20 protein-coding genes and 2 pseudogenes are annotated in these 23,735 nt (G+C 39.1%); 11 read left to right on the forward strand and 11 right to left on the reverse strand.

The genetic code is table 11. The annotated features are described in order from the left end of the window. Positions 1-21 precede the first annotated feature (21 nt). Entirely contained in the window at positions 22-795 is a 774-nt protein-coding gene (gene proC / locus AA977_RS05260; RefSeq protein WP_064434844.1) for a pyrroline-5-carboxylate reductase, read from the forward strand. A gap of 29 nt (positions 796-824) precedes the next feature. Beyond that, on the forward strand, positions 825-1,358 hold the full coding sequence (fic, locus tag AA977_RS05265; RefSeq protein ID WP_064434845.1) for a protein adenylyltransferase Fic: 534 nt from the start codon (positions 825-827) through the stop codon (positions 1,356-1,358). Between the two features lie 352 nt (positions 1,359-1,710). Here the strand turns inward: fic and ybeY are convergent, their stop codons facing one another. From ybeY to AA977_RS05280, 3 genes are all read right to left on the reverse strand, one after another. Beyond that, positions 1,711-2,133 carry an rRNA maturation RNase YbeY gene (gene ybeY / locus AA977_RS05270; protein WP_064434846.1) on the reverse strand — a complete coding sequence of 141 codons (423 nt, stop codon included), beginning with the start codon at positions 2,131-2,133 and terminating at the stop codon, positions 1,711-1,713. A 51-nt stretch (positions 2,134-2,184) separates the two neighbouring features. Next, positions 2,185-2,679, reverse strand: coding sequence for a flavodoxin (locus AA977_RS05275; RefSeq protein ID WP_000516030.1), 495 nt, complete (start codon positions 2,677-2,679; stop codon positions 2,185-2,187). Positions 2,680-2,769: 90 nt separating this feature from the next. Beyond that, positions 2,770-3,351 carry a DedA family protein gene (locus AA977_RS05280; protein ID WP_064434847.1) on the reverse strand — a complete coding sequence of 194 codons (582 nt, stop codon included), beginning with the start codon at positions 3,349-3,351 and terminating at the stop codon, positions 2,770-2,772. Positions 3,352-3,471: 120 nt separating this feature from the next. Between AA977_RS05280 and ccoS the strand changes: the two genes are divergently transcribed. Together ccoS and AA977_RS05290 are read left to right on the forward strand one after the other, a co-directional pair. After that, the gene (gene ccoS, locus AA977_RS05285; RefSeq protein ID WP_064434848.1) at positions 3,472-3,663 is read left to right on the forward strand and encodes a cbb3-type cytochrome oxidase assembly protein CcoS; all 192 of its coding nucleotides are present in this window, start codon (positions 3,472-3,474) and stop codon (positions 3,661-3,663) included. A 17-nt stretch (positions 3,664-3,680) separates the two neighbouring features. Beyond that, positions 3,681-4,652 carry an NAD(P)-binding domain-containing protein gene (locus tag AA977_RS05290; RefSeq protein ID WP_064434849.1) on the forward strand — a complete coding sequence of 324 codons (972 nt, stop codon included), beginning with the start codon at positions 3,681-3,683 and terminating at the stop codon, positions 4,650-4,652. Positions 4,653-4,862: 210 nt separating this feature from the next. Here the strand turns inward: AA977_RS05290 and AA977_RS05295 are convergent, their stop codons facing one another. After that, positions 4,863-6,029, reverse strand: coding sequence for an HP1165 family MFS efflux transporter (locus AA977_RS05295; protein WP_064434850.1), 1,167 nt, complete (start codon positions 6,027-6,029; stop codon positions 4,863-4,865). Positions 6,030-6,093: 64 nt separating this feature from the next. On the opposite strand from AA977_RS05295, the gene pgi reads away from it, so the two are divergent. Together pgi and AA977_RS05305 are read left to right on the forward strand one after the other, a co-directional pair. Beyond that, positions 6,094-7,731 carry a glucose-6-phosphate isomerase gene (gene pgi, locus AA977_RS05300; protein WP_064434851.1) on the forward strand — a complete coding sequence of 546 codons (1,638 nt, stop codon included), beginning with the start codon at positions 6,094-6,096 and terminating at the stop codon, positions 7,729-7,731. A gap of 317 nt (positions 7,732-8,048) precedes the next feature. Further along, positions 8,049-9,412, forward strand: a pseudogene (locus AA977_RS05305) (outer membrane family protein). A 645-nt stretch (positions 9,413-10,057) separates the two neighbouring features. Here the strand turns inward: AA977_RS05305 and AA977_RS05315 are convergent. Continuing rightward, on the reverse strand, positions 10,058-12,151 hold the full coding sequence (locus AA977_RS05315; protein WP_080472373.1) for a carbon starvation CstA family protein: 2,094 nt from the start codon (positions 12,149-12,151) through the stop codon (positions 10,058-10,060). Positions 12,152-12,330: 179 nt separating this feature from the next. Here AA977_RS05315 and AA977_RS05320 point away from each other — a divergent pair, with 179 nt between their 5' ends. The 5 genes from AA977_RS05320 to AA977_RS05340 all read left to right on the forward strand — a co-directional run bounded on the left by AA977_RS05320 (position 12,331) and on the right by AA977_RS05340 (position 15,957). After that, complete coding sequence (locus tag AA977_RS05320) at positions 12,331-12,984, forward strand: amino acid ABC transporter permease (protein WP_064434854.1); 654 nt, start codon at positions 12,331-12,333, stop codon at positions 12,982-12,984. 1 nt (position 12,985) lies between these two features. After that, positions 12,986-13,657 carry an ABC transporter permease subunit gene (locus tag AA977_RS05325; RefSeq protein WP_064434855.1) on the forward strand — a complete coding sequence of 224 codons (672 nt, stop codon included), beginning with the start codon at positions 12,986-12,988 and terminating at the stop codon, positions 13,655-13,657. Position 13,658: 1 nt separating this feature from the next. Continuing rightward, on the forward strand, positions 13,659-14,405 hold the full coding sequence (locus AA977_RS05330; protein WP_001274153.1) for an amino acid ABC transporter ATP-binding protein: 747 nt from the start codon (positions 13,659-13,661) through the stop codon (positions 14,403-14,405). A gap of 48 nt (positions 14,406-14,453) precedes the next feature. After that, positions 14,454-15,287, forward strand: a complete 834-nt coding sequence (locus AA977_RS05335; protein WP_064434856.1) for a transporter substrate-binding domain-containing protein — start codon at positions 14,454-14,456, stop codon at positions 15,285-15,287. Between the two features lie 115 nt (positions 15,288-15,402). Then, positions 15,403-15,957: a hypothetical protein gene (locus AA977_RS05340; protein ID WP_064434857.1), complete on the forward strand. Its 555-nt coding sequence runs from the start codon at positions 15,403-15,405 to the stop codon at positions 15,955-15,957. A gap of 406 nt (positions 15,958-16,363) precedes the next feature. Here AA977_RS05340 and AA977_RS05345 read toward each other — a convergent pair whose 3' ends face one another. From AA977_RS05345 to AA977_RS05365, 6 genes and pseudogenes are all read right to left on the reverse strand, one after another. Next, positions 16,364-17,587: a sugar MFS transporter gene (locus AA977_RS05345; RefSeq protein WP_064434858.1), complete on the reverse strand. Its 1,224-nt coding sequence runs from the start codon at positions 17,585-17,587 to the stop codon at positions 16,364-16,366. 129 nt (positions 17,588-17,716) lie between these two features. After that, positions 17,717-19,024, reverse strand: coding sequence for an NCS2 family permease (locus tag AA977_RS05350; protein ID WP_064434859.1), 1,308 nt, complete (start codon positions 19,022-19,024; stop codon positions 17,717-17,719). Between the two features lie 202 nt (positions 19,025-19,226). Beyond that, a pseudogene (locus AA977_RS08255) lies at positions 19,227-19,414 on the reverse strand (hypothetical protein); the annotation flags it as partial. A 14-nt stretch (positions 19,415-19,428) separates the two neighbouring features. Further along, positions 19,429-21,315 carry an outer membrane protein gene (locus AA977_RS05355; protein WP_064434860.1) on the reverse strand — a complete coding sequence of 629 codons (1,887 nt, stop codon included), beginning with the start codon at positions 21,313-21,315 and terminating at the stop codon, positions 19,429-19,431. 471 nt (positions 21,316-21,786) lie between these two features. Further along, positions 21,787-22,488: a purine-nucleoside phosphorylase gene (gene deoD / locus AA977_RS05360; protein ID WP_064434861.1), complete on the reverse strand. Its 702-nt coding sequence runs from the start codon at positions 22,486-22,488 to the stop codon at positions 21,787-21,789. Then, positions 22,485-23,726, reverse strand: a complete 1,242-nt coding sequence (locus AA977_RS05365; protein ID WP_064434862.1) for a phosphopentomutase — start codon at positions 23,724-23,726, stop codon at positions 22,485-22,487. Before AA977_RS05365 ends, deoD begins: the two co-directional genes overlap by 4 nt. Positions 23,727-23,735 lie beyond the last annotated feature (9 nt).

The following is a 23,735-nucleotide window of genomic DNA, read 5'->3' on the forward strand; positions in this document are numbered from 1 at the left end:
AAATTTCAAAAAAGGGGCGTCATGGAAACTTTGCAATTCATTGGCTATGGGAATATGGCTCAAGCGATTTTAGAAGGCTCGCATGAAATTTTGTCCAAGCGTTTTATTTTAGAAATCACCGGGAGAAACCCTGAAAAAATCGCCCCCTTTTTACAAGAAAAAAACATTCAAGCTCAAATTGTGCATTACAAAAACGCTATTAATGTGCATGAAAAATTCGTATTTTTACTTTTTAAGCCTTATAACCTTAAGGATTTTAACTATCAAGGGCAAGCCAAAAGCGTTTTGAGCGCATTAGCCGGGGTGAATTTTGAAGCCTTAAAGGACGCGATTGATTCTTCACATTACCTCAAATGCATGCCCAATATTGCAAGCAAATTCGCCCTTTCTTCTACGGCGGTGTGCGAAAAATCAGTTGCACCTTTGATAAGCCAAAAGGCTTTGAGTATCATTGAAAGCTTTGGGAGTTGCGTGCGAGTGGGCAGTGAAGAGCAGGTGGATTCTAGCGTCGCCACCAATGGGAGCGCGCTCGCTTTTTTAAGCTTAGTAGCGAGCAGTTTGAAAGACGCCGGCATTAGAGAGGGCTTGAACGCTAGAGATTCTTTAGAATTAGTGAAAATGAGTTTTAAAGGCTTTGCCAAGCTTTTAGAACAAGAACGCCCTGAGATGATTACAGAGCAAATTTGCACCCCTAAAGGCGTAACGATTGAAGGCTTGAGCGTTTTAGAAAAAAGGGGGGTTAGGGGAGCGTTTATAGAAGCATGCCATGAAAGCGTGAAAAAAATGCGCCCCTAAAGAATTACACTCTTTAAAAGAAGCGCGATATGCATTTAGACAGAAAAAGTTTAGAAAAAGCCAAGCATTTAGTCCAAAGCGGTTATATTGACACCATAGAAGTAGGCACGATCAAAGGCTTGCAAGAAATCCATCGTTGTTTGTTTGAAGGGCTGTATGAATTTGCCGGGAAAATCAGGGATAAAAATATCTCTAAAGGGAATTTCAGGTTCGCTAATTGCTTGTATTTGGATTTGATTTTACCCAGAATTGAGAGCATGCCGCAAAGTAATTTCAATCAAATCATAGAAAAATATGTGGAAATGAATATCGCCCACCCTTTTTTAGAGGGTAATGGCAGAGCCACAAGGATATGGCTTGATTTGTTGCTTAAAAAGGAATTGAAAAAAATCGTTCTTTGGGATAGGATTGATAAAGCCGCTTATTTGAGCGCGATGGAGAGAAGCCCTGTGAATGATTTGGAAATCAAAACGCTTTTAAAAAAGCATTTGAGTTCTAACATCAACGATCCTTTAACTTTCATTAAAGGCATCACGCAGTCCTATTATTATGAGGGGCTTTAAAAAATACTAAAATCATTTTTTATAATCCAACACAAAAGAGCTTGACGCTAGGATAGTTTTTTATAATGCAATCTTAGGGGGTTAACGGGATTTCGTTGGGGGGTTGCAAGAGGAAATGTTTTACCTCCTATCCCCCCTTTACCATAAAATAAAATTTAAAAAACAAAGTCATGCTCAATGAAATCACCAAACATTTTGGTTTTTCCGGTAAAAGCAAAAAATCTAGCGATTTGTATCAAGAAGCGCCTTTAGAGGGCATTAGGGTTAAAATATAAAACAAAGTAATTAAAACCCCATTTTAAAAGAAATTAAAAGCTTTATTTATCAGCATTTGATGGAACAAAGCTAAAAATCAATCTTGCACCCGCTCAATCAAACTCAAAGGCAGGTTAAAAGCTTTGATGAGTTCGCTCTCCTTTTGGCGTTGCTCGCCTTGGTCTTTTTCATGGTCATAGCCTAGTAAATGCAACATTCCATGAATGAATAATAAAGCGATCTCGTTTTCTAAACTATGCCCTAATTTTAGAGCGTTGGCTTGGGCTAGCGGCGCATTAATCACCACGCTCCCTAAAGGGGTGTGAGGGATCGCTTCTAAAGGGAAGCTCAAAACATCAGTGGCGTAATCGCAATTCCTTAAATCCCTGTTGATTCCTCGCATGGTTTCATTGCTCACTAAAACAAGTTCAACCATTTGAATGGGGGCTAAAAAATCTGCAATTTTTCCTAACAACAAAAAGTCTAATTTAAGCGGGGTTTGGTTGTCTATTTCTAGCATCAATAAGATATAAAAGAAGTTAAAAAGCCCTAAAATTTAGGGCTTAAAAGATTAAGCGAAAGAACCTTTAATTTGTTCTACCCATTTTGCAATCCTCCCATCAGTCAAATCGTCTTGATTGTCTTCATCAATCACTAGACCCACGAATTTACCGCCTTCTACCGCTTTAGACGCTTCAAAATGATAGCCATCAGTGGAAGTGTGTCCTACTACTTTTCCGGCTTTAGCTTTTTCATAAATGTGGAAAATGCCTTCTGCAAAAGTTTCGCTGTAAGTGTCTTGATCGCCCAAGCCTACAAGCCCAATGGTTTTATTCGCAAAATCGCTCGCTTCTAGCGTGCCTAAAAAGTCTTCCCAATCTGTTTGCAAATCGCCCGCACCGGCTGTTGGAGCGACTAGAATAACATTTTTAAAGCCATTGAATTGCTCTTTAGAAGCTTTAGCCACATCAATCACTTCCGCATTACCAATAACGCCACTGATTTTTTCAGCGATAGCTTCAGCGTTCCCACTATCTGTCCCAAAAAAGATACCAATTTTTCCCATGTTCTCAATCCTTATTTTTAAGATATTAACGCACCCACTTTATGCGAATGCTTGTGAGCGTAGTCTAGCATGTTTAATTAAAAATCTTGCTTAAAAACCCATTTTGCGCGAATATCGTTTCAATAAAAACCATATTAAAAACGCTATAAGAGCAAAACCTATCACAAAAAACGAAGTGTAATGAGAAAGCCTTTCATACATCGTTTTCACCCAATCGCTCGCTTTAAAAGAAACGCCCCCCACGATTAACGCCCACAAAAAACTGGATAAAACATTAAGCCATAAAAACTTTTTTAAAGGGTACTTGCTAAAGCCGATCGCCAAAGGCACAACGCTTTTAATCCCATACAAATATTTATTGACAAAAATCATTAAAAAAGCGTAGCGTTTCACCCACACACTCGCCAAAGCAAGCTTTCTTCTGTGCTTATGAAAATACTTTAAAAACTCTCTTTTTTGATAGCGGGCAAAGACCACAAGAGCCCCACTCCCTACCATGTTTCCTAAAAAAGCGACCACAATCGTTATTTTTATATCCAAAGCATGCGTGGTAGCACTCAAAATAGAAGCGATGACAATGCCTACAAACCCACCCCCTAAAGAATACAAAAACAAAATAAGATAACCCCACTCTTTAAAACCCTCTTGAAAACGCAGCAACGCTTCTTGCATCCAAACTCTCTTTTTAGTTTTTATTTTCATGTTATCCAAACTTATTCAACCTATTGGTGATTTAAACGCTATCTTTTAGTATAATGGCAAAGTGATCCTAATAATCTAAAAGATATAGAGATGAATACAGAAATTTTAACCATCATGTTAGTTGTCTCAGTGCTTATGGGATTGATAGGCCTAATAGCGTTTTTATGGGGGGTTAAAAGCGGTCAGTTTGACGATGAAAAACGCATGCTTGAAAGCGTGTTGTATGATAGTGCAAGCGATTTGAACGAAGCCATTTTGCAAGAAAAACGCCAAAAGGATTAAAATAAAAAGGATAGAGAATGAACCAAGAAATTTTAGATGTGTTGATTGTGGGTGCAGGGCCTGGAGGCATTGCCACAGCCGTAGAATGCGAAATAGCCGGCGTTAAAAAAGCGCTTTTATGCGAAAAAACCGAAAGCCATTCAGGCATGATGGAAAAGTTTTACAAAGCCGGTAAAAAGATTGATAAAGACTATAAAAAACAAATCGTAGAGCTTAAAGGGCATATCCCTTTTAAAGACAGCTTTAAAGAAGAGACTTTAGAGAATTTCACCAATCTTTTAAAAGAACATCATATTGCACCAAGTTATAAAACCGATATTGAAAGCGTGAAAAAAGAAGGCGATCTGTTTAAAATCACCACCACTTCTAATACAACCTATCAAGCTAAATTCGTGGTGGTTGCGATTGGGAAAATGGGCCAGCCAAACCGCCCTACTTATAAAATCCCTGTTGCACTCTCCAAACAAGTGGTTTTTAGCATCAATGATTGCAAGGAAAATGAAAAAACCCTTGTGATCGGAGGAGGCAATTCAGCGGTGGAATACGCTATTGCTTTGTGCAAAACCACCCCCACCACCCTCAATTACCGCAAAAAAGAATTCAGCCGCATCAATGAAGATAACGCTAAAAGCTTGCAAGAAGTCTTGGATAACAACACGCTTAAAAGCAAGCTTGGGGTGGATATTGAAAGCCTAGAAGAAGATGGTGCTCAAATTAAGGTCAATTTCACTGACAACACGAGCGAGAGTTTTGATCGCTTGCTGTATGCAATTGGCGGATCCACCCCTTTAGAGTTTTTCAAACGCTGTTCTTTAGAATTAGATCCTAGCACCAATATCCCTGTGGTGAAAGCAAATTTAGAGAGCAACAATATCCCTAATTTGTTCATCGTGGGCGATATTTTATTCAAATCAGGGGCGAGCATCGCTACTGCATTAAATCATGGCTATGATGTCGCTGTAGAAATCGCTAAAAGGTTGCAGTCTTAAAACTTTGTTTTAAGGTTTTGGGTTTCATTTTGCTGTAAAACTTATTTTGAAATAAAACTCATTCCCTTAAGGGGATAGGGGGTATTTTGAAATAACTCTCCCTTAACCCCCAACTAAAACCCCCTAACCCGAGAAGACCGCTTGATTAAAATCAAGCTTTGGTATTAAATTGTAAAAACGCTAAAAGCATTTTTTAAAATTCTGCATTCATCATGCATCAAACGGCTTAGACTTATACAAAAAGAAAAAGAGAATGATAAGCGTAAGGGCAAAATGCATGGTGATAACACTCAAGGGCGAAAAATAGTGCAATTCCAAACTGCTTAAGGATAGAACCAGCACAGAAACCACACGCACACAGCTTGATGAAAGCGATGAAAGCGATGAAATGTTGTTTTTAGAAACAAATTTGGAAAATTGATACCCCAAACAATAGCTCATGTAAGTGAAAAACGCCACCATGAGTGCATACACCCCTATGAAACAATAAGGGATATTCGTAAGTAATAGTGGGCTAACGCCTAGCAACACCGCAAGCAAACTCAAGGCGATTTTTTGGCTGTAACTGGAGGCTTTTAAAAAATGAATGAGGATAGAAATCACTTGAAAAGCGATATAAAATATAAAAAGGTATTGCTCTTTAATGCCTTGATTCAAAAAATACGCTTGCCACATTTGAAAATGGCTCATAAAAAAGATGGGCACAATCAAATGCCCCACTAACAAGATTTTAAGCTTAGGGTTGTCTTTAAGCTCTTTAAGACTGCCCTTGACTTGCTCTTTAAGGAGTTTCAAACTTTTTTGGCTTTTAAAATCCCCTTCTTTTTCTTTAAAATAAAAAATGATCGTTAGCGTGCAGAGCATGATTAAAAAAATCCCCACGATATACAGCATCGCATGGATTTTTGTGTATAAAAACGATCCTAAAGAACTCCCTATAATCATGCTCAAATAAGCGATTTGATTGTTTCTGGCTAAAAATTTAGACAAATCTTTTTTATTTTCTTTAATGTCTGTAATCAGCGAAGCTTCAATCGTGCCGCTAGAGCATGCGCTATACAAACCATACAACCCCCATGCTAAAAGCATGAAAATAAAGCTATCAAAAAAAAGCACAAATGAAAAACTAGCGATTAAAAAGGCATTAGAAACAAGGAATAAATTTTTCCTACTCATCAAATCCGCTAAAACACCGCTTGGGTATTCAGCCACCAGCACGCAAAAGCTAAAAAAGGTTTGCACGAGCAAGATTTCGCTCAAACTAAGCCCTTTAGAAAGCAACAAGGGGGTCAAAATCGCATGGGGCAAACTTTGCGCAATCATTAAGAGAAAGTTCGCCCCATAGTAAGCTAAAATGTTTTTTCTTAAAGTTTCCATTTGAAAATTGTAATTAAAACTATCTTATAATAGAGCGTTATATCTTTTAATTGAAGGGGTATTGATGCTAACCCAATTAAAAACTTATCCAAAATTACTCAAACATTATGAAGAAATTAAAGAAATGCACATGCGCGACTGGTTTTCTAAAGACAAAGAGCGAGCGAGCCGTTATTTTGTGCAATTTGAAAGCTTGAGCTTGGATTATTCCAAAAACCGCTTGAATGACACCACTTTAAAACTCCTTTTTGAATTGGCGAAGGATTGCTCTTTGAAAGAAAAGATTGAAGCGATGTTTAAAGGCGAAAAGATCAACACCACCGAAAAAAGAGCCGTTTTACACACCGCTTTAAGGAGCTTGAACGACACTGAAATTTTACTAGACAACATGGAAGTGTTAAAAAGCGTTCGGAGCGTCTTAAAACGCATGCGAGCCTTTAGCGATAGCGTGAGGAGCGGTAAAAGACTAGGCTATACCAACCAAGTGATCACCGACATTGTCAATATTGGTATTGGGGGGTCAGATTTGGGCGCTTTAATGGTTTGCACGGCTCTAAAACGCTACGCCCACCCGAGATTAAAAATGCATTTTGTGTCTAATGTGGATGGCACACAGATTTTAGATGTTTTAGAAAAACTCAATCCAGCCAGCACGCTTTTTATCGTGGCTTCTAAGACTTTTTCCACTCAAGAAACCTTAACTAACGCCCTAACCGCTAGAAAATGGTTTGTAGAAAGGAGCGGCGATGAAAAACATATCGCTAAGCATTTTGTAGCGGTATCCACCAATAAAGAAGCGGTGCAACAGTTTGGCATTGATGAGCATAACATGTTTGAATTTTGGGATTTTGTAGGGGGGCGTTATAGCTTGTGGTCAGCCATTGGTTTATCCATTATGATCTATTTAGGGAAGAAAAATTTTAACGCTCTTTTGAAAGGAGCGTATTTGATGGATGAGCATTTTAGGAACGCCCCTTTTGAAAGCAATTTGCCCGTTTTAATGGGATTGATTGGCGTGTGGTATATCAATTTTTTCCAATCCAAAAGCCACTTGATCGCTCCTTATGATCAATATCTAAGGCATTTCCCTAAATTCATCCAGCAATTGGACATGGAAAGTAATGGCAAACGCATCAGCAAAAAAGGCGAAACAATCCCCTATGACACCTGCCCTGTTGTTTGGGGCGATATGGGCATTAACGCTCAGCACGCTTTTTTCCAGCTCTTGCATCAAGGCACGCATTTAATCCCCATTGATTTTATCGCCTCTTTAGACAAAAAGCCTAACGCTAAAGGCCATCATGAGATTTTATTCAGCAATGTTTTAGCGCAAGCGCAAGCTTTCATGAAAGGCAAAAGTTATGAAGAAGCGTTTGGCGAACTGCTTTCTAAAGGCTTAGACAAAGATGAAGCCAAAGATTTAGCCCACCACAGGGTGTTTTTTGGCAACCGCCCCTCTAATATCCTTTTATTAGAAAAGATTTCGCCAAGCAATATGGGGGCGTTGGTGGCTCTTTATGAACATAAAGTCTTTGTGCAAGGGGTTATTTGGGATATTAACAGCTTTGATCAATGGGGCGTGGAGCTTGGGAAAGAATTAGCCGTGCCGATTTTGCAAGAATTAGAAGGGCATAAAAGCAACGCTTTTTTTGACAGCTCCACCAAGCATTTAATAGAATTGTATAAAAATTATAACCAATAGGTTTGTTTTACGACAGAATATAATCTCATTTTTAATGGATCTTTCCATAATGATCCGTTAAGAATAACGGATTTTAGCGCCATGTGTTAGCTATTTGAATTTAAAGAGAGTAAAATTTCTACAAATTGATCGTTTTTAGCTTTTAAAAGCTTGATTTTCTCATCATATGCATTATTTTACATATTATAATTACTTCAAAGCTAAGAATAATAAAAATCAAAGAATAGATTTATCTTTAAAAATATTTGCATTTACTAATCTTATTTTAGAAAAAGGCAAGTCAGGTTTTATTCTTTGGAGCATTTTTAAGCTCTTCTTTGCAAGGTTTTGAAGCCAAGCTCGATGGCTTTGTGAATCAATCCAGCACTATCGGTTTTAACCAACATAAAATCAACAAAGAAAGAGGCATCTACCCTATGCAGCAATTCGCAACGATTGCAGGCTATTTAGGGCTTGGTTTTAACCTACTCCCCAAAAAGGTTTCAGATCATGTTCTAAAAGGCAAAATAGGAGGCATGGTAGGGTCTATTTTCTATGACGGCACAAAGAAATTTGAAGACGGCTCTGTGGCTTACAACCTCTTTGGTTATTACGATGGGTTTATGGGGGGCTATACGAATATCTTACAAACCGATAGCCTTGAAACACAAAACATGAAACACAATAAAAATGTTCGTGATTATGTCTTTAGCGATGCGTATTTAGAATATGCTTATAAGAATTATTTTGAAATAAAAGGCGGGCGTTATCTCTCCACCATGCCTTTTAGAAGCGGTCAAACACAAGGTTTTCAAGTTTCTGGGCAATACAAGCATGCACGCTTGACTTGGTTTAGCTCTTTTGGGAGGGCGTTCGCTTACGGCTCGTTTTTGATGGATTGGTTTGCCGCTAGGACCACTTATAGCGGGGGCTTTACCAAAAACGATAAAGGGGGTTATGATAGCCATGGGCATAAGGTGCTTTATGGCACGCATGCGGTGCAGCTCACCTATAAACCTCATCGTTTTCTCATAGAAGGCTTTATTACCTTTCGCCGCAAATTTTCAACGCTCCAGGCGTTAAGATTGGCTGGGATTCCAACCCTAATTTCAGCGGCACAGGCTTTCGCTCGGATACGGCTATCATAGGGTTTTTCCCCATTTACTACCCTTGGATGATCGTTAAATCCAATGGAAGCCCAGTCTATAAATACGACACGCCAGCCACTCAAAACGGGCAAAATCTCATTATCCGCCAACGCTTTGACATCAATAATTACAATGTTTCAATCGCCTTTTATAAAGTCTTTCAAAACGCTAATGGTTGGATAGGCAACATGGGGAATCCAAGCGGTGTGATGATGTCAGGTAACAGCGTGTATGCCGGTTTCACAGGCACAGCCCTTAAAAGAGATGCCGCTACTATTTTCCTTTCTTGCGGCGGCACTCATTTTGCTAAAAAATTCACATGGAAATTCGCCACGCAATATTCCGCCTCTGTGGTCTCTTGGGAAGCGAGAGCGATGCTTTCTTTAGGGTATAAATTCTCTGAATATTTGAGCGGCAGCATTGATCTTTCATATTATGGGGTGCATACCAACAAAGGCTTTAAACCGGGTGAAAACGGGCCTGTGCCTAAAAACTTCCCCGCCCTTTATTCTGACAGGAGTGCTTTATACACAGCCTTAATAGCGTCTTTTTAAGATGCTATGAAAATATGGTAAGCGTCTTTTTAAGATGCTATGAAAATATGGTAAGCGTCTTTTAGATGCTACGATAACAAAATATGGCATGGTCTTTTTAACGCTTATCTCTGTGGTGGGCGTTTTTAACGCTATCTCTCTAACCTCTATCCTGCAAAACTCAAGCAAAAATTCTTTTTGTAAATCGTGCAAACAAAAATCCATCATCTTTAAAATCACATGTTTTTAGCATTTTTATAATCTAATAAAGCTTGATTTTAACCAAGCGATAGCCTCTTTAAAAAGCGATCTTTGATTAGCGAGATCTTAAGGGGTTAAGGAGAGAATGATTTCAAAAACCCCCTATCCCCTTAAGGGTTTTACATAAAAGGTTACAAATATAAGTTTAAATGATTGTATAGTTCTCTGTAATTTTGTTCATTTTGATGGTTTAGGCGATGCCATAACACCTTTGCTACTGATTGGGGTTCAATTTTTGATGATTGTTTTTCTCTCTGTTTTTTTTTTTGAAAAATTTTAAGGTCTTAAGTTGCTTTTACTTTCCCCCAATCAAGCTCTAGCACTAGTCTTTTTTATCCTCTCACTTTTTTTATCCTATTATAGGATTTTATGGGTTTGCAATAAGGGGGTTTAAGCCCCCTTTATTCAAGCAGCTTTAATGTAAGGGGTTTCAGCCAGCGGCGGGTAGATTTTATTTTTAAAATAAGCGTTTGAGCAAATCCTAACGCTCACGATTAAAACCAACAACGCCACAAACATGAAAAACACGCACAAAATCGCATCAATCATGTGGTTAAAAAAGGATTTTTGGAGCGTTTTGAGCGCTTTTTCATCGGTAGTGAGCGCGATTTTTTCTTTAATGATTTGCATTTGAGCCACATGAGAAACATTATTAAGCACGCTATCATCGCTCTTTGGCATCACTTTTAACACACCGCTATAAAAAGTGATCGCTAGAATCAAAACTGCCGGCAAAGCACTTATCATCGCCCCTTTAAAACGCCCCATTTTAAACAACACCACCGTAACCAACAACAACGCCATGCCCGCTAACATCTGATTGCTCACGCCAAATAAAGGCCATAGCGTATAAATCCCCCCTTTAGGGTCAATCGTGCCTTGATACAAGAAATACCCCCACCCTGCCACGCACAAAAGAGTAGCAAAAATCCCAGCCTTATAAGAGCTAAGATCGCCCAAAGGCTTATAAACATTACCGAGCAAATCTTGGATCATAAAGCGAGCGGTTCGTGTGCCTGCATCCACAGCGGTTAAAATAAACAGAGCTTCAAACAAAATCGCAAAATGATACCAAAACGCCATCACGCTTGGATCCCCTAAAATGTGATACACGATCATCGCTAAACCAATTGCAAAAGTGGGCGCCCCACCGGTGCGGCTCAAAATGGAGCTTTCGCCGATGTTTTTGGTCATCTCATTGATTTCTTCAGCGCTGATACTAAAACCCCATGAGCTAATCACCGAAGCCGCATCAGCTATATCTTTACCAATGCTCACTTCTGGCGAATTGATAGCGAAATAAAGTCCAGGGTGTAAAATCCCTGCACACACCAACGCCATAAGAGCCACAATGCTTTCCATCACCATAGAGCCATAGCCCACTAGCCTTGCATCGCTTTCTTTAGCGAGTATTTTAGGGGTTGTGCCTGAAGAAATTAAAGCATGAAAGCCGCTAATCGTCCCGCAAGCCACCGTGATAAACAAGAAAGGGAACACGCTCCCTGCAAACACAGGCCCGCTGCCATCTACAAAAGAAGTGATTTTAGGGATTTGTAAAGGCGGAGCGACAAAAATAATCGCCACCACCAACACCCCTATAACGCCAATTTTTAAAAAAGTGCTTAAATAATCTCGTGGAGCGAGTAAAAACCATACCGGCAAAATAGAAGCCACAAAACCATAGCCCATGATCATCCACGCTAAAGAGCTGGCCTCAAAAGTGAAGATTGACGCTAATTTGGGATCTAAAGAAACATATTTACCCGCATAAATCGCTACAAGCAACAGCGCAAAGCCAATAACAGAAACTTCTAAAATCTTATGCAGCCTGAAAAACCGCATGTAAAGCCCCATAAGAATCGCAATGGGAATGGTCATAGCGATCGTAAAAAAGCCCCAAGGCGAATGCGCTAAAGCCTTCACCACCACCATCGCCAAAATCGCAATGATAATGAGCATGATCCCTAAAATGCCAAGACTTGCGATCATACCTACAAATTTACCCATTTCAAGCTTGATCATTTCGCCTAAAGACTTGCCATCGCGCCTAATGGAAGCAAAAAGCACCACAAAATCATGCACGCAACCCCCTAAAACCGAGCCTATCAAAATCCATAGAATAGAGGGCAAGTAACCCATTTGAGCGGCTAGTATTGGGCCTACTAAAGGGCCAGCCCCAGCAATAGCGGCGAAATGATGCCCAAAGGTGATCGCTTTATCCGTAGGCACAAAATCCTTTCCGTCATTCCTTACGCATGCGGGCGTGGCTCTGCTGTCGTCTAGCTTTAACACCCGATAAGCGATAAAATGGCTATAAAAACGATAGCCTATGCTATAAATGCAAGCGCTCGCTACTACAAGCCATAGCGTGTTAATGCTCTCGCCCTTGTGTAAGGCTAACACCCCTAAACAGATCGCCCCTAAAATAGCGACAAAAACCCAAGCCAAAGAAACTAAACTTTTTTGCATGTCCTCTCCATTTAATGATTGTTTAATCATTGTTGTTAATTTCAGCCAGTTTTTTTATTATAATCCAAATTTTCTTTGAATAGTGGCAAAATAGCTCATAAACTTCCCGCATAAAGGCTTGGGTTTCCAAACTTCTAACAATTGGGGTAAATAAGAGCCGTTTTTAAACATGATGCTTTAAGGTGTCATTAATTTTAAGGTTTAGCGTTATGGCATTAGATTGGGATTTTATGTTTCACTCCATCCCTGCGTTTTTGAAGGGATTAGAACTCACGCTTTATATTTCTTTCTTGGGGATTTTGCTCTCTCTTTTGGTGGGGTTTTTGTGCGCGATCATTTTGTATTTTAAAACGCGTTTTCTCTCTCCTGTTGCCTATATCTATGGCGAAATCGCTAGGAACACGCCCCTACTCATCCAGCTTTTCTTTTTGTATTACGGGTTGAATGAAATCGGTTTGAGCGCTTTAGAATGCGCGATTTTAGCGTTAGGGTTTTTGGGTGGGGGGTATATGAGTCAAAGTTTTTTGCTTGGGTTTAAGAGCCTAGCTTCCATTCAAAGAGAAAGCGCTTTGAGTTTAGGGTTTAGCCCTTTGAAAATGATGTATTATATTATTCTGCCTCAAAGTTTAAGCGTTTCCATGCCTTCCATAGGGGCGAATGTGATTTTTTTACTCAAAGAAACTTCGGTGGTGGGCGCGATAGCCCTAACCGATATTATGTTTGTGGCGAAAGATTTTATTGGCATTTATTACAAAACGACTGAAAGCCTTTTGATGTTAAGCCTCACTTATTTGATCGCTTTACTCCCTTTGAGCGTTTTGTTTGTGATTTTAGAGCGTTCCTTTAAAAAGAAAGGGGCTTAAAATGGGAGTTTTACTAGAGTTAGACAACCTTAAGCGTTTGTTAGAAGGGTTTGAGATCACCCTTTTGATCGCTCTTAGCTCTGCGGTTATTTCAATCGTTGTTGGAATGCTTTTGGGGAGTTTGATGGCGTTTGGCTCTAAAATAATGGTTTTGGCGTGTCGTGTGTATTTAGAAAGCGTTCGCATCATCCCGCTTTTAGCATGGCTTTTTATCGTGTATTTTGGGTTAGCGAGCTGGTTTGATTTGCATATCAGCACTGTTTTAGCGAGCATTATTGTTTTTAGCTTGTGGGGGGGCGCTGAAATGATGGATTTGACTAGAGGGGTTTTAACTTCCGTGAGCAAACACCAAGTAGAAAGCGCTCTAGCCTTAGGCTTAGATTCAAAAAAGGTGATTTTTAATATTATTTTCCCTCAAAGCTTTTTGTCTTTATTGCCCTCAAGCCTTAATTTATTCACGCGCATGATTAAAACCACGGCCTTAGTCTCTCTCATTGGAGCGATTGATTTACTAAAAGTGGGCCAACAAATCATAGAGCTTAACCTCTTGCGCATGCCTAATGCAAGCTTTGTGGTTTATGGCGTCATCTTAATGTTTTATTTTAGTTTATGTTATAGTTTGAGCCTGTATAGTTCCTATTTAGAAAAAAAATTCCAACACATTAGAGGGTAAAATGAGCGCGATTTTAGAAACCAAAGGGTTAAAAAAAACCTATCAAAACCATTTGGTTTTAGACGGCATCAATTTCACTTTGAATAAGGGTGAAGTGGCAGTGATTTTAGGGCCTAGCGGGTGCGGGAAAAGCACTTTTTTAAAATGCCTAAATGGGCTTGAAAAGATTGATGAAGGTGAAATCCTTTTTGAAAACACTAACCTTAATGCGCCAAGCACTAACTGGAATCAAATGCGCCAAAAAATAGGCATGGTGTTTCAAAATTATGAATTGTTCCCGCATTTAAACGTGCTGGATAATATCTTGCTCGCTCCTTTAAAAGTGCAAAAACGATCCAAAGATGAGGTCATTTCTCAAGCCATAGAGCTTTTAAAACGAGTGGGTTTGGAGCATAAACAAAAAGCTTACCCTAAAGAGTTGAGCGGCGGGCAAAAACAGCGAGTAGCCATTGTGCGTTCTTTATGCATGCAGCCCAAAATCATGCTTTTTGATGAAGTAACCGCCTCTTTAGACCCTGAAATGGTTAAAGAAGTGTTAGAAGTGATTTTGGAATTAGCCAAAACGGGCATGAGCATGGTGATTGTAACGCATGAAATGAAATTCGCCCAAAAAATCGCTAGCAAGATCGTGTTTTTTGATAGCGGTAAGATCGCTGAAGAAAACAGCGCTAAAGAATTTTTTAACCACCCTAAATCCCAAAGAGCGCAAAAATTTTTAGAAACTTTCCATTTTTTAGGGAGTTGTTAAATAAGTTTTGATAAAAGGATAATTTTAATTTCAAAAAAAGGTGGTTTCATGAAAAACAATAAGCTTTTTAAGGCATGGGGGCTATTTTTAGTTTTGATCGCTTTAGTCTTTAATGCATGCTCTGATAGCCATAAAGAAAAAAAGGACGCTTTAGAAGTCATTAAACAAAGGGGGGTTTTAAAAGTGGGGGTTTTTAGCGATAAACCTCCTTTTGGCTCTGTGGATTCTAAAGGGCAATATCAGGGTTATGATGTGGTCATCGCTAAACGCATGGCTCTTGATTTATTGGGCGATGAAAATAAGATTGAATTTATTCCTGTAGAAGCTTCAGCTAGGGTGGAATTTTTAAAGGCCAATAAAGTGGATATTATCATGGCTAATTTCACGCGCACTAAAGAAAGAGAAGCGGTTGTGGATTTCGCTAAGCCGTATATGAAAGTCGCTTTAGGGGTGATCTCTAAAGATGGGGTGATTAAAAATATAAAAGAGTTGAAAGATAAAGAACTGATTGTGAATAAAGGCACGACAGCGGATTTTTATTTCACTAAAAATTACCCTAATATCAAACTTTTAAAATTTGAACAAAACACAGAGACTTTTCTAGCCCTTTTAAACAACAAGGCTATCGCATTATCCCATGATAACACCCTCTTACTCGCTTGGGCGAAACAACACCCTGAGTTTAAATTAGGCATTACAAGCCTTGGCGATAAGGATGTGATCGCTCCAGCGATTAAAAAAGGCAACCCTAAGCTTTTAGAATGGTTGAACAATGAAATTGATTCCCTCATTTCTAGCGACTTTTTAAAAGAAGCTTATCAAGAGACTTTAGCGCCCATTTATGGGGATGAAATCAAACCGGAAGAAATCATTTTTGAATGATTTTTCAGGCTTTGCTTGACAGAAATGCGTTTTTGTTGCTAAATTAACGCTTTGGTCATCTTTTTGTTTTTAATTTTGAGATACATTTGTTTGATTTTATTTGAAAGGATTGTTAATGAATTATTTTTATAAGCGTTGTTTGAAGTTTTCGTTAGTGGGGTTATTGGGCATGGGGTTTTTGAACGCTCAGCTTAACGCTAGGAGCTTTATTGATGGGGATTTAGACATTCAAAAATTCAGCTATGAAGATTCTTTGCTCAAAAAAGGAGACCCTAACGGCGTCCATAAGGTGCAAGTGCGCAATTATAAAGGCAAAATGCAAGAAGCTGAAATCCATTCAGAAATACGCATCGCGCTTAAGCCGGGGGTTAAAAAAGAAGTTAAAAAAGGCAAAATTTATAGCGCTCAAATCAATGACGGCATGTGCTATGCTTTTAGAATGCTCCAAACCGGCGACACCACAGGCCTTGATCCTAAAGAATTCCCTAAGCAAAGCCGTGAGAAAAAGGGTCAAGTGATCACTTTAATCGGAAAAGATGAAGTGCCTTATCTTATTTTAGAAACAGATTGCCAAGTGGGCGATATTGCAAAGATCTCTTTAGTGGGTAATTTTGATGGCACCGGGTTTCTCACAGAGTATAAATTCAAAGACGCTAAACCCATTTATTAGTCTTTATTTTTAAACTTCTATAGCAAAATCCCACTCGTCTTTTTACGATGGGCTGTTTTATAGATCTCTTAGCTTTTTGTGGTTAGGAGGTTTTTCTTATTTATTAGTGGCATTTGTGAGCATGTCTTAAAATTTTTAAAAACCTTGTTTGCGCTTTTGTCTCAAGCGTTAAAAATTTCTATTTCCATCAAATGCTGGCAAATAAAACTTAATATTCTTTAATTTTTAAAAAATGGGGTTTTTAACCTTATTGTATTGTTTGAGATTTTATGGTGCTGTAAAACCCATAAGGATATAGGGGGTATTTTACGATCGTTCTCTCTAAATAATTATCAGCGCTAAGTTATCTTATAGGGAATTTTTCAAAAATAAGCAAAGAAAATAAAAGAACCCCCCCTCCCTTTTTTTAGGAGTTTTCTTCTTGTTTATACCCTTTAAGAGCAAAGAAGAGGATATAAAAATAGCACAACAACGGCACGATATAAGCGTAGAGCAAATTTGATTCGGTTGCTGTTAGCATGTCTGTAACCACGCCTTGAATGGGGGGGATTAACGCTCCTCCCACAATCGCCATGCTAATCACTCCAGAAGCCTTAGAAGTGAGATGCCCTAAATTGAGCGTGGCCAAAGAAAAGATGGTAGGGAACATGATAGAGTTGAAAAAGCCTACAAAAGTCAAAGCGAATAGAGCGATCTTGCCTCCAATGAGAATGGCTAAAGCGATGAGAATAATAGAGCTTAAGGCGTTGAAAGCCAAATATTTATTAGGAGCGATTTTATTCATCAACGCACTGCCTAAAAAGCGCCCTACCATCGCGCCTCCCCAATAATACACCAGGTAATGCGCGCTTGCTTGATGGTCTAAATTCAAAAGTTTTTCAAAGCTTAACACCAAGAATGAACCAATTGCAACCTCGCCTCCCACATAGAAAAAGATCCCTAAAGCCCCAAAAACAAAGTGTTTGTGCGAAAAGAGGCTTTTTTGCGTCGTTTCTTTGGGCATTTCTTTTTCCACATCAGGCAATTTCAAAAGATACATGATGAACGCTAAAAGGAGCGAAAACGCCGCCAAGCCCAAATAAGGCATTTGAACGCTTTTAGCGTCCGCTAATTTATCCACCAAACTTAAATTATCGCCCATTTTAGTCGTGCTAAAAATAAACAAGCTCCCAAAAATAGGCCCTAAAGTCGTGCCAAGCGAATTGAACGCCTGGACTAAAACCAAGTTTCTGGCTTCTTTACCCTTTGAAAGCAAGGTTACAAAAGGGTTACCGGCGGTTTGCAAGCACACGATCCCACTCGCTAAAACAAACAACGCTCCTAAAAAAAACCCGTAAGAACCAAAATGCGCCGCTGGATAAAACAACGCGCACCCGCTCGCTGTGATCACAAAGCCAAGCACCACGCCAAAAGGGTAGCCGATTTTACTGATCACATTCCCAAAAACTCCTCCCATGATGAAATACGCCCCAAAAAAGCAAAATTGAATGAGAGAAGCTTCAAAATAAGTCAAGTCAAAAATGGGTTTTAAATGCGGGATTAAAATGTCGTTTAAAACCGTGATGAAACCCATTAAGAAGAATAACGCTGTTAAACTCCCCAGCGCCAAAGTGTTAGAAGTTTTTTGCATACCATTTCCTTTTATTGAATTGATACAATAATAATAATGTTATTGTAATTGTTTTGAGATAATAAACGATTCAAATCAAGGAAAAGAGCCACAAAATGGGTAAAAAATGCCAAGCTCTTTAAAAAGAGCTTAACGAAAGATAAATACAGAAACAGAAATGATGCAGAGAATGATAATGCCGGAATTGATGGCTTTGAAGTCTTTTTGGACTAATTTGATAATACCATAAGATAAAAAGCCAAAGGCCAAGCCGTCGGTAATGGAAAAAGTTAAAGGCATCATCACCACGGTTAAAAAAGTGGAAACGCTAATGGCCATGTCCTTAAAATTCACCCCCTCTAACACGCTAAACATCAAAACCCCCACTATCACTAGCACCGGATAAATCGCATTGCCAGGAATGGCTTTTAAAAGGGGTAAGCAAAAGAGCGTTAAAACAAAAAATAGCCCGGTAAAAACCGCCGTAAGCCCTGTACGCCCACCCTCTTCAACCCCGCTTGCGCTTTCTATAAAAGCTGTCGTGGTAGAAACGCCCACCACCGCACTCCCTAAAGAAGCCACCGCATCCGCTTCTAAAGTCCTTTCTAATTCCTTGTTTTTTTCTTCATCATCAAAAAAATCAGTCTTGTGGCCAATCCCTGCAAGCGTGCCTAAAGAATCAAACAAATCGGTTACAAAAAAAGTGATGATAACCGGCACTAACGCCAAAGTGAAAGCCCCGCTCGCGTCAAAAAAAATGCCTTTAAAGTCTAGTTGAAAAGCGATAGGGCTAATACTTGCGGGCATGGAAAAGAATTCGCTAGGGTAAGGGGCTAGCTTAAAAACCCATGCGAGAATGGAAGTGATTAAGACCGCTAGGATAAAAGAACCCTTGATTTTGAGCGTGTAGAGCGCAAAAGTTATAATGATCCCAAAAACCCCTAATAACACATGCGGATCGCTAAAGTCACCTAAGGTTACAAGCGTGGCTTTATGGGTAACGACAATATGCATTTCTTTAAGGCCAATAAATGCAATAAATGCACCTATCCCTGCACTCACCGCACGCCTTAAATCGCTAGGAATGCTTCGCATGACCCAACTTCTAAACTTAGTGAAAGACAAGATTACAAAAATCACTCCAGAGAGCGCTACGATGCCTAAAGCACTCTGCCAAGGGAGTTTTAGCCCTTGAACTAGCCCAAAGCTAAAATAAGCTGACAACCCTAAGCCCACGCTCATGGCGATGGGGGTGTTCGCCCACAATCCGTTAAAAATACTCGCTAAGATAGTGATAATGGCTGTTGCACTTAAAAGGGCTTCATAAGGCATGTTGGCGTGAGAAAGGATAAGAGCGTTTAGTGGCACGATGTAAATCATGGTGATAAAAGTCGTTAAACCCGCTCTAAACTCGGTGGCAATGTTCGTGTTGTGTTCTTTAAGCTTGAAAAACCCCATGTTAGATAACTCCTTACTATTTGGTATAGATTAATTTAATAAGGGGCTTTGGGGTTATCTTACCACTACTTTATTTTAAATTGCCTTAAGGTATTTATTTGTTTTGTTTAAATTAAGAGGAGTGAGTAAAAAATCCTTTTTTTAAAAAACTTTAACGATTCTTTTAAAAGTGTTTTTGAGTAATAATTTTTTAGATGGATTTTTATTGGCTTAAAAAGAGATCGTTGCAAAACCCCCATAAGTGGAATTTATGGGGATAAATTTTAAAAAGGAGCTTGCCATGGAAACTAAAAATGGCAAAAGCGAATGCATTATACCTTAAAATTTCGTTTTTAAGTTGTTGTTTTTGAAAACCTTTAGTTTTAGAGGTTTTCTTAGATTTAAACCCCCTCCTAAGAGAGCGTCTAATACGCAAACACATAATTGAGATACACGCTATAAAGCCTTCGGTATTCTAGTTTAGTGCCTAAAAAAGAATAGTAATTGGTGTTAATGGTAGGGATTTTCACGCCTAATTCCATGCCATGTTGGGCTGCATGATGACCATCTTTTTTCTTAGGTCTAGCGAGATTGGTTCTTAAGCCTAAATTGAATAAAAATTGGAAATTAGCCGTATTCACTTTAGCGTTATAAACATTACTGATGGTTTTTAAATTCACGAATTGAGAATTAAGCCATGAAGTCCCCGCTAACGCAATACCTCCAAAAAGCCCGAAAGAAAGCTTGTTGTTTTTGCCTAAAAAGTTGGTGTTTTTGTCGTTGATGAAATTATAAAGGACATCTGTCCCCACCCCATAAGTCCAAACATCAGAAGCCGAGTTAAAAAAGCTGGATTTGATATAAGCATGGTTGTAATCAAAGAAGCCATAATACCTTAGCCCCCACCTTTTCTTTTCCCCAAAAAATTGCTTATAGCCCACTTGCACGCCAAGGCCGTTCATCGCGCCGTTGTTGGTTTGAGAGCCAATAATGCCCACTCGTTTGAAAGGGTTGTTGCCCAGTTCTTGAACAATAGTGTTAGCGAGGGTTTCAGCTTGATTGATTTGAGGCGTTTGGCTAGAAAAAGAAGTAGTGCTGCTTTCTAGCGAAGCTAGAGTGTTTTTCACGCCCGCACAACCTTTCCCCCAAGTGTTACTAGAAACGCTTTCGCTTGAAGCATTCGCGCTGCATTCTTCTAAAGAGTTTTTAAGCGATCCTGTAGAAATTTTATTAAAATCGCTCCCAACTTGATTGGCCAGTTTTAAAACCTCTGTTTGGGATTGAGCGTTTTTGAGCATGCTTTGAGCCAAAGCAATGCTATCAGGGGAGTTAAGGTTGAAGTTGTTGGGTTGCACGATATTTTTTATGGTATTAAGTTGTTGGGTTTCTTTTACAATTTTTTGCGCGTTATCAACCATCTCTGAAATAGCGCTAAACTCCGTGCCAAAAACGCTGCATGAGTTTTGGTTAGCGCTTGTTTGCCACGAAGGGGTGTTTGCGTTATTGCCATCACTACTTTTCCCTTTCAACATCGGGCAATTGTCTTGAAGGGTGTTAATGATTGTTTGCGCTTGAGTCAAAAGATTTTGTGCATCATTAATAACGGTATTAGTAACACTAATTGTAGTATCAGCAGCATTATTATTGTCATTATCAACATTGATGTTTTTAGCGTTGGTTCCTGTTTTGATGGTTACTTCCATTGTTTTTGTCGTATTGTTTAAGGTAGGGAGACCTTCTTTCAAAGCGGTTTGGATAATTTGATACGCTTTATTGATCGCTGCGAATTGTTCAATGGATAGATGAGAATTTTTGCCCGCTGGAAGAGTCCCTAAACCATTACTACCGCAAGTGATTGAATTTGAATTTTGTCCTGGCTGGTTGTAAAAAGTTTCTGTGATGTTGTGATTGGGTTTATCCGTATAGCCTCCGCACACGATTGCATAGCCTATGCTATTCCATAGCCCTATCGTGGATTGGAGTGCTAAAAGCGTGGCTTGATAGGCAGGGGAATTGGTTGTTGTATCAACTAAATTTTGCGCGCTTTTATTTAAATGGTCAATCGCTTGATTAATGGCCGAAGCGCTGTTTACATTAATCGCTTCTTGATTGGAGTTATTATGATTAGTCAAAAGCTTGTTTAAGTTTTCATAAGCGTCTGAAAGTTTTTGTACCTTGTCGGCATTTTTCACTTTTTGAACCGCTTCACCGATTTGATAGCCCACGCTTAAAAAAACGCCGTTGTCCTCAGCACGGAGCAATGACGCTGCAAGAGTTAGAGAAAGTAGAATCGTTTTTTTGTGTTTTTTCATAAAATGTTCCTTAAAGTAATTTTTTTGTTGCAAAAATATTCTAAAATGATAATATATTTACAATGCGTTTAATTTTACTATAAATTTGTTGGATTTCAAAAAAAGTTCTAGGGTGTTTTGATGCACTCAATCAAGCTTTTAAGAGTGTTTTTAACTTAATAGGATTTAGTTTTTAGAGAGATTGTTGTAAAATAAACACCCCCATAAGTGCAATTATGGGGATAAATTTCCATAAGGAGTTTGTCATGGCTACCAAACATGGCAAAAACTCTTGGAGAACATTATACCTTGAAATTTCGTTTTTGGGGTGTAAAGTTGTTGTTTTATTGAAGCGATAGTTTTGTAAAACGAAGTTTCTGTAAAACGATAGCTTTTAGTTTTTTAAGAGTTCCCTTAAGGCTTTAGCTTTAAGGGTTTTCCTTAAAAGTTTATCCTTAACTTATGGGGGCAAAAAATAAAGCTTAAAGATCGTTAGCCCATCATCTCTAAAGCCAAAATGATCATGTTATTAAAACTTTCTATCCTTTCTTTAGGGCTTAAGGCTTCTTTAGTGATCAAGTGATCAGACACAGAGCATAAGCATAAAGCTTTAGCGTTTAGCTCCATCGCCGTGGCGTATAACCCTGCCGCTTCCATTTCAATGGCCAAGTGGTTGTATTGGGCTAACAAATCAAAGGCATGCGTTTCAAAAGAATAGAAAAAATCGCTCGTAAAAATATTACCCACTTTCAAATCAATACCCAAACGCTTTGCCGTTTGATACGCCCTTAAGCTCAATTCAAAATCAGGCGTTGCGCTCAAATCGTGGTTTAAGAAACGCACCCGATTGGTTTTAGAATCCGTTGAAGCTCCAGTAGCCATGATAATGTCTCTCAAGCCGACTCTTGGGCTGATCGCCCCGCAAGTGCCAATCCTTAAAAGCTCTTTAACTTGATAGGTTTTAATCAATTCTGTAACATAAATCGTGCATGACGCAATGCCCATGCCATGCCCCATTAAAGAAATTCCCTTCCCCTTATACTTCCCGCTAAACCCTAGCATGTTGCGCACATTGGTGATCTCTCTAGCGTCTTGTAAAAAATTTTTTGCAATATAGCTCACCCTTAAAGGATCGCCGCATAAAATGCATTGGGGGTGAAAGTCGCCGATTTTGGCGTTAATGTGAGGGGTCATGATTGTCCTTTAAAGTTCAATAAATTTTTGCCATAATCTAGGGGGCTTAATCCCAAAAAATAAGCGATACTCTGCCCAATATCCGCAAAAGTCTCGCTCTTGCCTAAAAAGGCGGGTTGCAAATCTTTGTGATAGAACAAAACAGGAATGTATTCTCGTGTGTGATCGGTGCCTTTAAAGCTGGGATCGCACCCATGATCGGCGCAAAGAATGAGCAAGTCATTTTCTTTTAAATTTTCTAAAATCTCTTTTAAACGCGCATCAAAATATTCTAAAGCGCTAGCATACCCACTCACATCGCGCCTATGCCCATAATCGCTATCAAAATGCACAAAATTCGTAAAAATCAGGCTATTGTCTGGGGCGTTTTTAACCTGCTCTAAAGTTACATCGCACAACTCCATCAAACTACCGGCTTTGAATTTTTGAGTGATCCCCACATGAGCGTAAATGTCAGCGATTTTTCCAATGCTAATGACTTCGCCTTGCTTTTCTTCAATGAATGTTTCAAAAAGCAATTTTTTATGAGGCTTTATTGCATAGTCTTTGCGGTTAGCAGTGCGTTTGAAATTGTCTTTATTTGCACCAATAAAGGGGCGTGCGATCACTCTAGCGATCTTTAAAGGCTCTAAAATTTCAAACACTTCTTCACAAAGCTTGTATAAATTATCAAGCCCAAACTTTTCTTCATGTGCAGCGATTTGAAACACTGAATCCGCTGAAGTGTAAAAAATGGGGTATAAAGTTTCTAAATGCTTTTCGCCTAAGTCTTTAATGATTTCAGTCCCTGATGCATGGCAATTCCCTAAATAACCCTTAATCTTGGTTTTATTCATGATTTCATCTAAAATTTCTTTAGGGAAAGAATTGTTTTTGTCTTTAAAATACCCCCATTCAAAAAGAACGGGCGCGCCCATCATCTCCCAATGCCCAGAAATCGTATCCTTGGCGCTAGAGAGTTCTTTGGCGTAAGCGTAAGCCCCTATTAATTTGGGTTGGGAATCAAAACCCAAAGGCAATTCATGTGCAGCTTTTAAAGCGCTCAAGCCTAAACCCAAACCCTCTAAGTTAGGCAGTTTCAAAGCCCCCTTGCGATCATTAGAATCAGCCAAGTTGTTAAAACAAGCCTTAGCGATATTGCCTAAAGTGTTCGCCCCCAAATCGCCAAAATCTTTAGCGTCTTCACTAGCCCCTATACCAAAAGAATCCAGTAATAAAACCACCACTCTTTTTTGCATCTCTTGTCC

Origin of the sequence: Helicobacter pylori, assembly GCF_001653455.1 — a bacterium.
Taxonomy (GTDB): Bacteria; Campylobacterota; Campylobacteria; order Campylobacterales; family Helicobacteraceae; genus Helicobacter; species Helicobacter pylori_A.

Excerpts from the sequence above, each read along its gene's own strand:
- AA977_RS05365 (WP_064434862.1), bottom strand. The coding sequence starts at position 23,726 with ATGCAAAAAAGAGTGGTGGTTTTATTACTGGATTCTTTTGGTATAGGG.
- fic (WP_064434845.1), top strand. The coding sequence starts at position 825 with ATGCATTTAGACAGAAAAAGTTTAGAAAAAGCCAAGCATTTAGTCCAA.
- ybeY (WP_064434846.1), bottom strand. The coding sequence starts at position 2,133 with ATGCTAGAAATAGACAACCAAACCCCGCTTAAATTAGACTTTTTGTTG.
- deoD (WP_064434861.1), bottom strand. The coding sequence starts at position 22,488 with ATGACCCCTCACATTAACGCCAAAATCGGCGACTTTCACCCCCAATGC.
- AA977_RS05295 (WP_064434850.1), bottom strand. The coding sequence starts at position 6,029 with ATGGAAACTTTAAGAAAAAACATTTTAGCTTACTATGGGGCGAACTTT.
- AA977_RS05355 (WP_064434860.1), bottom strand. The coding sequence starts at position 21,315 with ATGAAAAAACACAAAAAAACGATTCTACTTTCTCTAACTCTTGCAGCG.
- proC (WP_064434844.1), top strand. The coding sequence starts at position 22 with ATGGAAACTTTGCAATTCATTGGCTATGGGAATATGGCTCAAGCGATT.
- AA977_RS05320 (WP_064434854.1), top strand. The coding sequence starts at position 12,331 with ATGGCATTAGATTGGGATTTTATGTTTCACTCCATCCCTGCGTTTTTG.
- AA977_RS05335 (WP_064434856.1), top strand. The coding sequence starts at position 14,454 with ATGAAAAACAATAAGCTTTTTAAGGCATGGGGGCTATTTTTAGTTTTG.
- AA977_RS05290 (WP_064434849.1), top strand. The coding sequence starts at position 3,681 with ATGAACCAAGAAATTTTAGATGTGTTGATTGTGGGTGCAGGGCCTGGA.
- AA977_RS05340 (WP_064434857.1), top strand. The coding sequence starts at position 15,403 with ATGAATTATTTTTATAAGCGTTGTTTGAAGTTTTCGTTAGTGGGGTTA.
- AA977_RS05350 (WP_064434859.1), bottom strand. The coding sequence starts at position 19,024 with ATGGGGTTTTTCAAGCTTAAAGAACACAACACGAACATTGCCACCGAG.
- AA977_RS05325 (WP_064434855.1), top strand. The coding sequence starts at position 12,986 with ATGGGAGTTTTACTAGAGTTAGACAACCTTAAGCGTTTGTTAGAAGGG.
- pgi (WP_064434851.1), top strand. The coding sequence starts at position 6,094 with ATGCTAACCCAATTAAAAACTTATCCAAAATTACTCAAACATTATGAA.
- AA977_RS05275 (WP_000516030.1), bottom strand. The coding sequence starts at position 2,679 with ATGGGAAAAATTGGTATCTTTTTTGGGACAGATAGTGGGAACGCTGAA.
- AA977_RS05315 (WP_080472373.1), bottom strand. The coding sequence starts at position 12,151 with ATGATTAAACAATCATTAAATGGAGAGGACATGCAAAAAAGTTTAGTT.
- AA977_RS05280 (WP_064434847.1), bottom strand. The coding sequence starts at position 3,351 with ATGCAAGAAGCGTTGCTGCGTTTTCAAGAGGGTTTTAAAGAGTGGGGT.
- AA977_RS05345 (WP_064434858.1), bottom strand. The coding sequence starts at position 17,587 with ATGCAAAAAACTTCTAACACTTTGGCGCTGGGGAGTTTAACAGCGTTA.
- ccoS (WP_064434848.1), top strand. The coding sequence starts at position 3,472 with ATGAATACAGAAATTTTAACCATCATGTTAGTTGTCTCAGTGCTTATG.
- AA977_RS05330 (WP_001274153.1), top strand. The coding sequence starts at position 13,659 with ATGAGCGCGATTTTAGAAACCAAAGGGTTAAAAAAAACCTATCAAAAC.